Origin of the sequence: Buttiauxella izardii, from assembly GCF_003601925.1 — a bacterium.
Taxonomy (GTDB): Bacteria; Pseudomonadota; Gammaproteobacteria; order Enterobacterales; family Enterobacteriaceae; genus Buttiauxella; species Buttiauxella izardii.
In genome coordinates this window covers 1-13,107 of sequence record NZ_QZWH01000014.1, presented here as the reverse complement: position 1 = coordinate 13,107, position 13,107 = coordinate 1, and the positions used below count along the sequence as shown (strand labels likewise).

General features: G+C 51.9%; 12 protein-coding genes. 6 read left to right on the top strand and 6 right to left on the bottom strand.

Annotation, left to right across the window (positions count from 1 at the left end):
• Window positions 1-50 precede the first annotated feature (50 nt).
• From D6029_RS08040 to malI, 3 genes are all read left to right on the top strand, one after another.
• The gene (locus D6029_RS08040) at window positions 51-578 is read left to right on the top strand and encodes a metal-dependent hydrolase (protein ID WP_120064280.1); all 528 of its coding nucleotides are present in this window, start codon (window positions 51-53) and stop codon (window positions 576-578) included.
• Between the two features lie 196 nt (window positions 579-774).
• Window positions 775-2,274 carry a PTS transporter subunit EIIC gene (locus D6029_RS08035; protein WP_120064279.1) on the top strand — a complete coding sequence of 500 codons (1,500 nt, stop codon included), beginning with the start codon at window positions 775-777 and terminating at the stop codon, window positions 2,272-2,274.
• A 116-nt stretch (window positions 2,275-2,390) separates the two neighbouring features.
• Complete coding sequence (malI, locus tag D6029_RS08030) at window positions 2,391-3,407, top strand: Mal regulon transcriptional regulator MalI (protein ID WP_120064278.1); 1,017 nt, start codon at window positions 2,391-2,393, stop codon at window positions 3,405-3,407.
• 34 nt (window positions 3,408-3,441) lie between these two features.
• Here the strand turns inward: malI and rnk are convergent, their stop codons facing one another.
• Together rnk and D6029_RS08020 are read right to left on the bottom strand one after the other, a co-directional pair.
• A complete protein-coding gene (gene rnk, locus D6029_RS08025; RefSeq protein ID WP_115630223.1) occupies window positions 3,442-3,852 on the bottom strand; it encodes a nucleoside diphosphate kinase regulator in 411 nt (136 codons plus the stop codon).
• Between the two features lie 156 nt (window positions 3,853-4,008).
• Window positions 4,009-5,385: a GntP family permease gene (locus D6029_RS08020; RefSeq protein WP_120064277.1), complete on the bottom strand. Its 1,377-nt coding sequence runs from the start codon at window positions 5,383-5,385 to the stop codon at window positions 4,009-4,011.
• A 289-nt stretch (window positions 5,386-5,674) separates the two neighbouring features.
• Here D6029_RS08020 and D6029_RS08015 point away from each other — a divergent pair, with 289 nt between their 5' ends.
• Window positions 5,675-6,505 carry an alpha/beta fold hydrolase gene (locus D6029_RS08015; protein ID WP_120064276.1) on the top strand — a complete coding sequence of 277 codons (831 nt, stop codon included), beginning with the start codon at window positions 5,675-5,677 and terminating at the stop codon, window positions 6,503-6,505.
• Window positions 6,506-6,550: 45 nt separating this feature from the next.
• Here the strand turns inward: D6029_RS08015 and D6029_RS22505 are convergent, their stop codons facing one another.
• The gene (locus tag D6029_RS22505; RefSeq protein WP_167455985.1) at window positions 6,551-6,700 is read right to left on the bottom strand and encodes a hypothetical protein; all 150 of its coding nucleotides are present in this window, start codon (window positions 6,698-6,700) and stop codon (window positions 6,551-6,553) included.
• A gap of 215 nt (window positions 6,701-6,915) precedes the next feature.
• On the opposite strand from D6029_RS22505, the gene D6029_RS08010 reads away from it, so the two are divergent.
• Complete coding sequence (locus D6029_RS08010) at window positions 6,916-7,209, top strand: hypothetical protein (protein ID WP_120064275.1); 294 nt, start codon at window positions 6,916-6,918, stop codon at window positions 7,207-7,209.
• Window positions 7,210-7,515: 306 nt separating this feature from the next.
• Window positions 7,516-8,373 carry an AraC family transcriptional regulator gene (locus tag D6029_RS08005; protein WP_120064274.1) on the top strand — a complete coding sequence of 286 codons (858 nt, stop codon included), beginning with the start codon at window positions 7,516-7,518 and terminating at the stop codon, window positions 8,371-8,373.
• On the opposite strand, the gene ptsP is transcribed toward D6029_RS08005, so the two are convergent.
• From ptsP to ypdF, 3 genes are read right to left on the bottom strand one after another with little or no spacing between them, the layout of a single operon-like run.
• Window positions 8,370-10,865, bottom strand: a complete 2,496-nt coding sequence (gene ptsP, locus D6029_RS08000; RefSeq protein ID WP_120064273.1) for a phosphoenolpyruvate--protein phosphotransferase — start codon at window positions 10,863-10,865, stop codon at window positions 8,370-8,372. The genes D6029_RS08005 and ptsP overlap by 4 nt on opposite strands.
• 23 nt (window positions 10,866-10,888) lie before the next feature.
• Window positions 10,889-11,929 (bottom strand): aminopeptidase, encoded by a 1,041-nt coding sequence (ypdE, locus tag D6029_RS07995; RefSeq protein ID WP_120064272.1) that lies wholly within the window; start codon window positions 11,927-11,929, stop codon window positions 10,889-10,891.
• Complete coding sequence (ypdF, locus tag D6029_RS07990) at window positions 11,929-13,014, bottom strand: aminopeptidase (protein ID WP_120064271.1); 1,086 nt, start codon at window positions 13,012-13,014, stop codon at window positions 11,929-11,931. Before ypdF ends, ypdE begins: the two co-directional genes overlap by 1 nt.
• Between the last annotated feature and the right edge of the window lie 93 nt (window positions 13,015-13,107).

Genomic DNA, 13,107 nt, shown 5'->3' with positions numbered 1-13,107 from the left:
TGCCCATTCTGATCTATTCTGCACTTCTCACTCACCAACCTTCGCAACTTATGCCAACCATAATTACCCACGCAGCCGTGCCCATTTGTATAGGACTGGGACTTGGCAAAAAAATTATTCCACCGCGCCTGTTGCTCGGCGGCATCGTTCTGGCGATGTTGCCTGACGCCGACGTTCTGGCGTTCAAATTTGGCGTGGCGTATGGCAATGCCTTTGGCCATCGCGGTTTCACGCACTCATTATTGTTTGCGTTCGTGGTGCCGCTGCTGTGTTTGTTTGGCTATCGCTGGTTCCGGGCGGGAATAGTGCGCGTCTGGCTATTTCTCACGGTTTCACTGCTTTCGCATAGTTTGCTGGACTCGGTGACGACAGGCGGGAAGGGCGTTGGCTGGCTATGGCCGTGGTCAGATGAACGCTTTTTTGCACCATGGCAGGTGATCCGCGTGGCACCGTTTGCGCTCTCGCGCTATCTCCAGCCGAGCGGGCAGGCGGTTATCTGGTCAGAAATTCAGTGGGTCTGGCTACCAGGTTTGCTGATGGCATTTTTACTGTTTGTGATGCGTAAGAATCTTCGCTAACCCATACAAATTAGCCGGTCAAAACCTGCGCAACTTCAAATATTCGATAACAGTATGGCTACAACTCATATTTTAGTTGCCGGAAAAAATTCGTTTCGCCAGTATGGGTAGAACGTTCTACTAGAACGTTCTACCTAGCATAAAAACGCGTAACGTCAGAAAACGCGATAGCGGCGTCAACACCGGGGGATTGTTTATGAGTTTGTTATCCAGCATTACAAAATCGTTATCTAAATTGTCGATGATAGGGCGCGCATTAATGCTGCCTATCTCATTACTACCGGCTGCGGGCCTGCTGTTGGCCTTTGGCGATAAATTCCATTTGCCGTTAATGATGAACGCGGGCGGGGTGATTTTCGACAACCTGCCGATGTTATTTGCGATTGGTTCGGCGGTCGGCCTGGCGGCGGAATCGGGCATTGCCGCACTGTCGGCAGCCGTTTCGGTGTTTATCATTAACGTGACCATCGGCACCGTGTTGAACATCACACCAGAAATGGCGGCGGCGGGCGGGAAATACGCCATGGTGGTCGGCATCCCAACGCTGCAAATGGGCGTTTTCGGCGGCCTGATTTCCGGCATTCTGGCGGCGTGGTGCTATAACAAATTCCACACCATGCAATTGCCTGAATTCCTCGGCTTCTTCTCCGGTAAGCGTTTTGTCGCCATCGCCACGGCGTTCTTATCCTTCCTGCTGGGGATGGCGCTGCCGTGGGTGTGGTCGTACATTCAGTCGGGAATTGATTCGCTGTCGGTGATTGTCAACGGTGATAACCAGGCGCTTTCAACGTTTATCTTCGGGCTGGTTGAGCGCGCGCTGATCCCGCTGGGTCTGCACCACATCTGGTATCCGTCATTCTGGTATTCGTTTGGTGAATACACCACGCAAACAGGTCAGGTGATTCATGGCGACCAGACAATCTGGTTCAAAATGCTGGAAGAGGGCGCGAAAACATTTAGCAGCGACAGCTACCAGAACGCCGGTAAATTCATGCAGGGCGAGTTCCCGTTGATGTTGTTCGCGCTGCCAGCGGCATGCCTGGCGATGTACCACGAAGCCAATACCAAAAATAAGAAAATTGCCTCCGGTATTTTGTTCTCAGCGGCGCTGACCTGCTTCCTGACAGGCATCACTGAACCGGTAGAATTTACCTTTATCTTCGTTGCGCCAATCTTGTATGTCTTCAACGCGATAATGGCCGGGTTGTCTTATATGTGTATGTATTTGCTGCATGCGCATATCGCCAAGTCCTTCTCGGCGGGCATGATCGACTACATTTCCTTTGGTATTTTGCCGTCGTTCAACGGCTACCAGACTAACTTCTTGTCGGCGGTAATTGTCGGTATCCCAATGGCGCTGATTTACTACTTCACCTTCCGCTTCGTGATTCGCCGTTTCGACGTGAAAACGCCGGGTCGTGCAGATGTTACGGCTAACGCCAACGACAAAACCGACACTGAACTGGCGGGCGATATTATTGGCCTGCTTGGCGGCGCGGAAAATATTAACTCCGTCGGTTCGTGCATTACCCGTCTGCGTCTGGAAGTGGAAAAGAGCGAGCGCGTTGATAAAGACGGCCTGAATAGCCTCGGCGCACGCGGCGTGGTGTTTGTCGGTGATTCGGGGATTCAGGTGATATTTGGCGCTCGAGCGCAGTTCATCGCTCAGACTATCTCGACAATGATCGGTAAATAATTTCCCCGTCATCCTTCAAGCTATAGGGGAAAGAGACAGGAAATGCTAAGCCCCCGGTATGTTTGCCGGGGGCTTTATGGTATTGATAACAAGGAAATTTGGCACGAAGGAGCAGGATGAAAAAGGTCAATATTATTGATGTGGCACAACTGGCTGGAGTTTCTGTCTCCACCGTTTCTCTTGTGCTGCGCCAAAAAGGGAAGATCTCGGAAGCGACCATAGAAAAGGTTAATGCTGTGATTAAACAGCTTGGCTATGTGCATAACGTCGCGGCGGCGAACCTGCGTTCCAACACCTCAAATCTCATCGGCCTGATCATCCGCGATTTTAATGATTCCTTCTGCGTTAACGTGATGGCGAGTGTCGTCCATTATCTTGAAAAACAAGGTTATATGGTTTTTCTCGGGCATCCGCAGGACGATACTCAACAGCTACAGCAATGCCTGACTTCTTTCACCCAACAAGGTGTGGCTGGGGTGATTTACCTTGATGCCAACCACCGTTTAGCCGCCATACCAGCGCTTATTTCTGAATGCCCGTTACCGACGGTTATCATCGCGGAGTCTACGGTGAGCAGCCATCGCGATGTTATTGGGCGGGATAATCGCCAGGCCGGAAACCAGGCGACGCGCTATCTGATTGACCGAGGCCACCGCAATATCGCCTATCTGGGCGGATCTGCGGCCAATTTAATGCGTGAAGAACGCCTCCTCGGTTATCGCAACGCGCTGGCGCAATATGATTTACCGTTCCGCGAAGAGTGGGCGCCGGTTTGTGAAAACGACACTGAAGCGGCGGCGCGTTTAACCCGTCAGTTGCTTGAGAACAACAGCAAAATCACCGCCATGTTGTGCCATTCACCTTCGGCAATTATTGGTTGCCTGAATGGGATTCAGCAGGTCGGGCGAACGGTCGGTAAAGATGTGTTTTTAACGCAGCAGGTTTCGTTGATTGGCTTTGAAGACATGATGCACATTAATCTGACTTCGCCACGGTTTACCTATGTTTCGGCATCCAGTGAAGAAGCAGGCAGGCAAGCGGCAACGCTGATTGTGAATAAGATTAAAGAGCCGACGTTACCGTCGCAGAAGATTATTATTTCCGGGGAGTTGGTACAACGCGATTCAGCATAACGCTTCCCCCTCCAGCACGAAGGGGGATACATCATCAACGGTGATATTCGCCCGCAGCTTCTGGCTGATATTGCAGCTCAAGCACTTCCAGATGTGTCTGGTTACCGTTCGGTAACGTCCAGTTAATTGTCGCGCCCACACGCAAACCCAACAGCGCCGCACCCACTGGTGCCATCACTGAAAGCTGATTATCGCTGTCCTTCAGGTTTGCCGGGTAAACCAGCGTGCGCACGTGCTCTTCTTTTGAAGACAAATCGCGGAATTTCACGCGGCTATTCATCGTCACCACATCAGCCGGAATATCTTCAGGCTTACGCATTTCAGCTCTGTCCAGTTCTGCGTTCAGCGCTGCTGCTACCGGCTGGTTGGCAAATTGTGGATTCTCCAGCAAACGGTCAATATGCTCGGCATCGAGTTCATTAATGATAATGGCTGGTCTGGACATAATTCTCGTTTCTCTCCGTGTAAATAGCAGGCATTCATGTGCCTGATGGGAACCTTACAAAAGAAAACCCTCACCGGTAAGAGTGAGGGTTTGGTCTGTAGTGATGATACTGAGCTTAACGCATAGTTTAAAGTGACTTCAGTCACAAACTCTCGTTTACAGAATAATGCTGCCAACCAATGCGAACAGGAAGGCGATAGTCCCGATAAGCGTTTCCATCACGGTCCAGGTTTTCAGCGTGGTCTTCTCGTCCATCTCGAGGAAACGACCAACCAGCCAGAAACCGGAGTCGTTCACGTGAGACAGAACGGTCGCACCACCTGCAATGGCCACCACGATAAAGCACAGGTCGAACTGGCTCAGGCCAGGCGTTGCTGCAACCATTGGCGAAATCAGCGCTGCGGTAGTTGTCAGTGCAACCGTTGCCGAACCTTGTGCCACACGCAGAGCAGTAGAGATAACGAACGCAGCCACGATAACCGGCATACCGGTATCAGACAAAATCCCCGCCAGCGCATCGCCGATGCCGCTTGCACGCAGAACGCCACCGAACATACCACCCGCACCGGTCACCAGAATGATGCCGCAGATTGGGCCAAGCGCGCCATCGCACACTTTTTCCAGATGCTGACGGCTATGACGACCGCTAAACACTGCAAGTGCGAAGAACACGGTGATCAGCAATGCGATTGGGGTTTTACCCAGCATACGCAGGAACTGAACGACGATGTTATCGGCTGTTACCCAACCGAGCACCGTTGCGGTGTTCAGGCCGGTATCGAGGAAAATCAACACCAATGGCAGCAGCAGAATCGACAGCACCGTGCCGAATGAAGGCGGCTGGTGGTTTGGATCCGCTTCTACATTACCGAGGAAAGAAGAAGGCAATGGAACTTCGAATTTTTTGCCGGCATACAGACCGAACAGGTAAGCACCGAGATACCAGGTCGGAATCGCGATAACCAGGCCAACAATCACCAGCAGGCCGATGTTTGCGCCCAGCAATTCACTGGCAGCAACCGGGCCTGGGTGTGGCGGCAGCAGGGCGTGCATGACCGCAAACGCACCCGCAGCAGGCAAGGCGTACTTAAGCGTTGAACCGCCAAACTGTTTAGCCACGCTAAAGATAATTGGCAGCATCACAACCAGACCGGCATCGAAGAAGATCGGGAAGCCGAACAGCAATGACGCCACGCCGAGTGCCAGCGGCGCACGGTGTGAACCAAATTTACCCACCAGCGTATCGGCAAGCACTTTCGCGCCACCAGAGATTTCGAGCAAGCGGCCAATCATTGCGCCGAGGCCAACCAGCAGCGCGACGCCCGCCAGCGTACTACCAAAACCGCCCAAAATAGTCGGGACAATTTTGTCGAACGGAACACCGGTGACCAGCGCAACGACCACGCTCACCAGGGTTAATGCTAAAAATGCATGCACTTTGAAGCGCATGATGAGAATGAGCAGGAGTACAACTGCACAGGCTGCGATCCCTAGCAGGGTTCCTGCACCATAATGTGTTGTAAGTTCGGTCATAATTTTTCCTCTGCGCCGAATTTATAAGTGAAAAAGGCTTTAAGCATAATTCACGATATTGCTGATACCGGTAACATGATATCGGTAACATGACGCTGTCGGGAATGGACTCACTCATGTTTATTAACATTTTGGGAGCAAGCTCAAAGTATCGAAATAAACCCTCACTAACACCAATGGAACAATTGCTGACCGTAAATAAACCTGCCAGGCGAGAAAATTGCATTACGCTGTATATGCACCTTTCAATTGTGCACCTCGTACGACCATCACCTGAACAGGAGATATCATGAGCCATTTCGACAAACTCACGTTAAAGGACGGCAGTTCTCTTTATTTTAAGGATTGGGGAGAAGGGCAACCGGTAGTTTTCAGCCACGGCTGGCCATTGACGGCGGATGCGTTTGAAGATCAGATGTTTTTTCTTGGACAGAAAGGATTCCGGGTTATCGCTCATGACCGACGAGGGCATGGTCGCTCCTCGCAATCATGGGACGGAAACCATATGGATCAATATGCTGACGACCTGGCCGAATTGACTGCGCACCTGAATTTGAAAGATGCGGTTCATGTCGGGCATTCAACCGGTGGTGGTGAAGTGGTGCGTTACATTGGCCGCCACGGCACCAGTCGTGTGGCGAAAGCGGTTTTAATCAGCGCCGTTCCGCCGATCATGGTGAAAACCGATTTCAACCCCAACGGCGTGCCGATTGACGTATTTGATGGCATTCGCGAGGGCGTGCGCGCCAATCGTGCCGATTTCTTCAAAGAGTTGACGCTGCCGTTTTATGGCTACAACCGTTCGGGGGCGAAAATCTCGGAAGGCGTCCGGGAAAGTTTTGTCGAGCAAGGAATGCAGGGCGGGATTAAAGCGCTTTACGATTGTATTAAAGCGTTTTCTGAAACTGACCTGCGTGAAGACTTAAAGAAAATGACCATCCCGACGCTGGTTATTCACGGCGATGACGATCAGATTGTGCCGTTTGAAACCTGCGGCAAAGTGACGGCGGCGACATTGCCAGACTCAATCTTCAAGATTTATGAAGGCGGTTCGCACGGGATTTGCACCACCGAGAAAGACCGGGTCAATGCCGATTTGCTGGAGTTTTTAAAAGGGTAGTGATAAAGGGCGGGTAAATCAGCGTTACCCGCCGTTAAGCCTTTTTCATTTCACTGCGACCGGTAACATAATTTCTTTCAATATTTCATAGCGCTGCTGCGGCGAAAGCCAAATCAACCCTAACAATTTATGCGCCTGGCCTTCGCGTTCAAATTGAGCTTTTAATTGCATTAAATAACGTTTTGTACTGTTCATATTGACCTCCGTATTTGATAGCCGAAGCATAGGCCTACAAACCCGGAACTAATAGTGAACTGATTGTTTATTGTGTTCAGTGTTTATGGTTTAGCCATAGTGAAATGATATTTAACTGATTGATTTGTGACGTAGAATTGAATTAGCGGAAGCGCTAAGGAGTAAGGTTTTGTCCGGAATCGAACTTGAAATCTTACCAGCAAGGATCTGCTTACATGAAATGCTCCGCTCTCATCGGCCTGTTAATCGCCGCATCAACAATATTTGGCATTGCGAACCCGGCGAACGCTGCCCACAACAAAGACCAAATTAAACAGCAAATCATCGACGCCTCCATTGAAGAATATCCCGGCAACTGCCCTTGCCCCTATAACAGCATGAGAAATGGCCGCCAGTGCGGCGGACGCAGCGCATGGAGTAAAGAAGGTGGATATGCACCTATTTGTTATAAGAAAGAGGTGACCGATGAAATGGTGGAGGAGTGGGAGGCGGGGCAATTTCAAAATTGAAATTTATGACCCGATTGTTCCTGATTTGTGGAACTCATATGAGAAGATCACGCATCTTTATAAAGATGGCAATTTATTAGCGCATGACGCGTGGAATGAACGGCCTACGGAATAATAAATGTCTTTTTATTGATACTAATAAAGACCAGTTAGAATCCATAATTACTGAAAGAGTTTTTAGTTACGAATTGATGTGAATACGAATACAAGAGCTAATGGGTATTTAATTAAAACCAAAACTCAAAGGTTTAAATGTACGCGGTACCTGGATACTCTTGCACCTCTACCATCCAACGGACACCCGCCATGCCCTTAACCACTCTGCCCGCCGAACAGCGTTTTTTTGCCGAGCTACTCAGTGGTGTGGTGTTAAACCCCGGCCAGCTTAAGCGCTGTTGGTTTGCGCGTTTGCAATCGAGCATTCCGGCAGGGAGTTACAGCATTAAATTCCCTCGTCTGGAAGTGGTTTTGCGTGGCGAATACGGCAATTTACTGGAGCCGGATCAAAAGGCGCTGGGGCAGGGCGACTTGCTGTTTATCCCGGCGAACGGCGTGAATCAACCGGCCTGGAATAAAGATGTTTTGCTGCTGGGAATCGTTTTTGCTCCTGCTTATTTAAGCCTGACTTTTCATGATAAACGCGCCGCGCAGTCGGGGTTTCAGCGGGTGCGCAAATGCGAAGTTCCGCATCATAATCGCGGCGAACTGGTGCATTTGCTTCAGGCGTTGACCAGCCTGGGCGCGAGCCCGAACGACCAGGAAATTATCCAGCCATTGTGTCTGAGCTTATTGCAGTGCTGCCGCAAGATTCTTAACGATCCGGCTGCGGATAAACTGGCTCGCGGGCCATTTCTTTATCAGAGTATTTGCACCTGGATTCAGGATAATTATGCCCGTGACGTGACGCGAGAAAACACCGCGACGCTATTTAATATCACGCCCAATCATGTTTCCCGGTTATTTCAGCAGCAGGGGAATATGGGGTTTGTCGATTATTTGCGCTGGGTGCGAATGGCGAAGGCGAAAATGATTTTACAGAAATACCATCTGACGATTAATGAAGTGGCGCGACGCTGTGGTTACCCGGACGGCGACTATTTCAGTCGCCTGTTTAAACGGGAATTTGGCGTCACGCCGGGGGAATATCGCGACCGCTTCCTTTAAAATTGCAGCTCGCTTTCCAGTAATGCCAGCATTTCATCGGCGCTGTTGGCGGCAAATAAAGCCTGACGGAAGGTTTTATTCACCAGCTTACGCGCCAGTTGTGAAAACACTTTTACGTGATTCATCCCTTCGTTCGCGCCCAGCGTCAGCATAATCACCAACTCGACTTCGCCCATGTCCGATTCCCAGTCGATCGCCTGTGGCAAGCGGGCAATACTGATACTGGAGTGCTGAATATGCGTCGATTTAGTATGCGGGATCGCCACGCCAAAACCGACGGCGGTGGTGACGATTTCTTCGCGCTGCCAGATATCCTCTTCCAGTTCTTGCGGATTATTCGTGCGCCCCTGCACCGCCAGATTGCCGCACAAGTATTGAATCACCTGCTCTTTGCGGCTGAACGGCGCAGGGATAATGATATTTTCCCGCGCCAGCAGCGGCTTGCTTTGCTGCGGCAGAATAAATTGATCGAGCTGTTGTTCGATTTGTTCGCCGCTGCGGCATTCGCAAATTTGCGTCGCCAGGGCTTTGCAAGCGGATAAATCCAACTGGCGCAGCAGCGTTTTGGCTGCCGGAATGCGCGTGCTGCTCATGCTGAATTCATCCACGCCCAGGCCGAGCAACAGCGGAAGGTAGCGTGTTTCACCCCCGAGTTCGCCGCAGATCCCCACCCAGCGGTTGCGCTTGTGGGCCACGTCGATAATCTGGCGCAACATGCGTAAAAACGATGGCGTGATGGGGTTGTAGAGATGCGCGACGCGTGGGTTATTGCGGTCGACGGCGTATAAATATTGCGTCATATCGTTGGAGCCGATACTGAAGAAATCCACTTCGTCGCAGAAATGGTCGATGATGAAACACACCGACGGCACCTCAATCATGATCCCTAATTCAATCGACGAAGCGTGGCGCAAACCCTCTTCTTTAAGCGCGGCAATCGCATTATTCAGCTGCTGTTTTACCCATAAAATTTCATCCAGCGTATGCACCATTGGGATCATCAAACGCGCATTGCCCCACGCCGCCGCTCGCAAAATTGCGCGCAGTTGCTGGGTGAATAAATCGGTAAATTCAGGGTAAATACGCACGGCGCGATAACCGAGGAACGGGTTTTCTTCCTCGCCAATATTCAGGTAACTGATTTTTTTGTCGCCGCCGATATCCATGGTGCGGAATATCACCGTGCGCTCGCCCGCATCGAGCAAAACTTGCTGATAAGCCTCGAATTGCTCTTGCTCGTCGGGCGCTGAATCGCGGTCCATAAACAGCATTTCGGTACGGAACAGGCCGATGCCTTCTGCACCATTAGCAAACGCCGCCGGGGCTTCCAGCGCGGTGCCGATATTTGCCGCCAGTTCTATCTCCACGCCATCAACGGTTTGCGCTTTTAACCCCGCTGCTGCGAGTTGTTGCTGCCTTTGCAGTTCGGCCAGATTTCTGGCGACCTGATAATAGCCGCGCACCGCGTCATTCGCCTGAGTGACCAGCACGCCGCCGTTGGCATCAATAATCACTGGCTCACCCGCCAGATACTGAACCTGCGCGGTTTCAATCCCGCTTAACACGGGAATCCCAGCCGCTCGCGCGAGAATTAAAGTGTGAGAAGTGCGCCCGGTTTTCGCCAGCACCATGCCCTGCAAAAGCGTTTTATCGAGACTTAAAAATTGGCTTGGCGTGATGTCGTCAGCCACCAGAATTGTCGGCTCAATCAGCGTGATCACTTTGCCTGCGGTCACTTGCGGATAAGCGATTTGCAGCAGGCGCACCGTAATATCCTGAATATCCGATACGCGTTCGCGCAGGTATTCACTGGCCGATTGGGCAAGCTTGTTGCACACCTCATTCATGTTTTCGATGGTCGCAGCGCCAAGGCTCAGGCGGTGTTGTGCCATCTGGCGGCGGATATTTCCGGCAAATTCTTTATCCTGAATTAACGACAAATGGGCATTAATAATCGGCTTACTTTGCCCGTCCAGTACGCTCAATTGCAGGTTAAGTTGCTCGGCAAGTGTGGCCAGACTGTGCTCGAGTAAAGTGCTGTCCTGCACGCTGGCAGCCTGGCTGCGATACGCTTCAAGGCTGGTGGGGCGGAATATCATTAACTGCCCTTCGCCGACGCCGGGCGCAATCCCGCTGCCGTAAATCAGCGTAGGGTTCAGGCGCAGCAGCGAGCGTGGGAGAGGGCGGGTGTTTTCCGGGGGCGCAGCCAGGATTTCGCTGTCGCTATCGGCGAAACGCTGCTGAATATACGGCTCGAGAATGCGCCAGGCTTTTTCCTCATCCGCACCTTTGATTTCCAGGCTGCACGGGTCGTTAAACAGCGTGCCGGTGCTGATCAGCGCTAGCGAACTTTTAGCATCAGCATGCTGATTCAGACGGTGGTTGAAAAAGGTAATCTCGCTGGCAAAGGGCGCGCACTGTTCTTTTAATTCCCACGCCGGACGCGCATGTAAGCCGTTGGGCAACGGGCAGATAAATTCAATTTTGAGCATAAATTACTCCAGTTCGCAGAACATCAACGCGAGAAATCCTTCAGGCGATCTACGTTTGAGCGGGTTAACTTTTTAACCAGTGCCACCAAAAGCTGATGGGTGTGCTTTAAGTCGTTTTCATCGGCAATCGACGCGGCACAGTGGCCGTGGCGCGTGGGTGGGCCAAGCACCACAGTCGGCACGCCGTAACCGGAAAGGTGAACGCTGCCGCCGTCGGTGCCGCCGTTGCTGAACATATCGCGCTGGAGCGCAATGGCATTTTCCTCTGCCACTTGCTCGACGAATTGCGTCAGGCGCGGCGAGGGGATCATCGTTTTGTCGTACATCACCATCATCGGGCCTTTGCCGATTTGGCGATGGTTGGCCGGGCTATAATCAAAGTTTTTCGCCCAGCAGGCGGTGTCCAGCACAATGGCGATATCCGGGTTTAGCAGGCGTGTGGCGGTTTGCCCGCCGCGTAAACCCACTTCTTCGCTGGAGGTGGCAGCCAGCCAGACTTCGGCATCCAGCTCAACGTTGTGCAGCTCGCGCAGCAGCTCCAGTAAATGCCAGCAGCCGAGGCGGTCATCAAACGCTTTGCCCATCACGCGCCCGTTGGGTTGTTCACTGAATGGCGTATTGAAGGTGACATAATCGCCGGGGTTAATTCCCGCTTGTTCAACTTCTTCGCCGCTGACTGCGCCAATATCCACGCGCAGGTTGCTGATTTCACCTTTGTTACTGTCGCCATCCAGCAAGCCAGCGATTTTTTTACCGCCGCGAGTTGTGATGCGAACCGGCTGCAAGGTGCGGGCGGTCATGCGCACATTGCCGATGGGAATAACGTCGATGGCTCCTTCGCGGCTGATGCTGCGCACCATAAATCCGACTTCGTCCATGTGGGCGCAAATCATGATTTTGGGGCCGTTTGCCTGGTTCAGGCGAATCAGCGTGGAACCGAGTCCGTCAAACTGCACTTCTTTATCGTAATGACGCGCTTGTTGCAGCAAAATATCGCGCACTTCCTGCTCGTTAGATGCGATGGCATCGGCTTCGCTTAGGGCTTTTAACAGCGATAAATCCATCACTCAACTCCTGTAAATAGCAGCGTTTTTGGCATGGTATAGAGAACTTCACAGCCGGTTTCGGTCACCAGAATCACATCTTCAATCCGCACGCCGCCTTCGTTTGGCAGATAAATTCCCGGTTCCACGGTGAGCAACATTCCCGGCTCAAGCAACGTGGTGTCAGTGGGGGAAAAACGAGGGTTTTCATGAACCTCAATACCGATGGCATGGCCGGTATTGTGCCCGAAATGATGCGCGTGCCCGGCGGCATCAATCACATTACGAGCCGCGTGATCAATCGCGTGGCAGGGAACGCCGGGGCGAATGGCGGCAATCGCGGCTAACTGGGCTTGCAGAACCGTCTGGTAAATATCAAAAAGCGGGTGCTGCTGGGGTTGGCTGTACTTTCCGGACACTAAAAAAGTTCGTGTCATATCGGAGCAGTAACCCTGGTGTTGGGCGCCAAAATCCAGCGTCACCAGCTCACCGCTTTCGATGACTTTTTCCGACGCTTTGCCGTGGGGAAGTGCGCCGCGCTCGCCGCTGGCAACAATGGTATCGAATGACGGTTTTTCAGCACCGAGCTGCTTCATAAACCATTCAAGTTCGGCGGCGACTTCGCGCTCCCGCATGCCAGGTTGAATAAACTGGCGGATGTGTTCGCAGGCCTGGTCGGCAATCTGGCAGGCGGCTTTTATTTTATGGATTTCATCAGCGGTTTTAACTTTGCGCAGGTCGTCCAGGGTGATGCTGTGCAGATCTGCACACAGAATTTCACGCAATTGATTCCCGGTTTTCCAGGTCACCTGATCGCCTTCGAAGCCGATATTACGCAAACCTTCTTCTTTGATGAGCAGGTTGATAATCGAGGCCACACTATGCGCGGCATCCAGCAAATGTAACTGGTAGCCCTGAACGCGCCCGGCGATATCGGTGTAATAGCGAGAATCCATCAGAATATGCGCATGCTGGCGAGTGACGAGGACATAACCGGAAGCGGTTGAAATCCCCAGATGCGGCTGTTTGTTTTGTCGTGAGGAGATCAGTACCGCATCGAGTTTTTGTGTTTTGAGCCAGGTTTTCAGTGCTGCGAGTAACGACATAAATCCTCTTTTGTTACGAGCGGGGAAGACCATCCTCACCCTAACCCTCTCCCTGAGGGAGAGGGGATTGGATTTCTCCCTCTCCTGGGGGAG

Coding starts and splice junctions, on each gene's coding strand:
- malI (WP_120064278.1), top strand. CDS start 2,391: ATGAAAAAGGTCAATATTATTGATGTGGCACAACTGGCTGGAGTTTCT.
- D6029_RS08015 (WP_120064276.1), top strand. CDS start 5,675: ATGAGCCATTTCGACAAACTCACGTTAAAGGACGGCAGTTCTCTTTAT.
- D6029_RS08020 (WP_120064277.1), bottom strand. CDS start 5,385: ATGACCGAACTTACAACACATTATGGTGCAGGAACCCTGCTAGGGATC.
- ypdF (WP_120064271.1), bottom strand. CDS start 13,014: ATGTCGTTACTCGCAGCACTGAAAACCTGGCTCAAAACACAAAAACTC.
- rnk (WP_115630223.1), bottom strand. CDS start 3,852: ATGTCCAGACCAGCCATTATCATTAATGAACTCGATGCCGAGCATATT.
- D6029_RS22505 (WP_167455985.1), bottom strand. CDS start 6,700: ATGAACAGTACAAAACGTTATTTAATGCAATTAAAAGCTCAATTTGAA.
- D6029_RS08005 (WP_120064274.1), top strand. CDS start 7,516: ATGCCCTTAACCACTCTGCCCGCCGAACAGCGTTTTTTTGCCGAGCTA.
- ptsP (WP_120064273.1), bottom strand. CDS start 10,865: ATGCTCAAAATTGAATTTATCTGCCCGTTGCCCAACGGCTTACATGCG.
- D6029_RS08010 (WP_120064275.1), top strand. CDS start 6,916: ATGAAATGCTCCGCTCTCATCGGCCTGTTAATCGCCGCATCAACAATA.
- D6029_RS08040 (WP_120064280.1), top strand. CDS start 51: ATGCCAACCATAATTACCCACGCAGCCGTGCCCATTTGTATAGGACTG.
- ypdE (WP_120064272.1), bottom strand. CDS start 11,929: ATGGATTTATCGCTGTTAAAAGCCCTAAGCGAAGCCGATGCCATCGCA.
- D6029_RS08035 (WP_120064279.1), top strand. CDS start 775: ATGAGTTTGTTATCCAGCATTACAAAATCGTTATCTAAATTGTCGATG.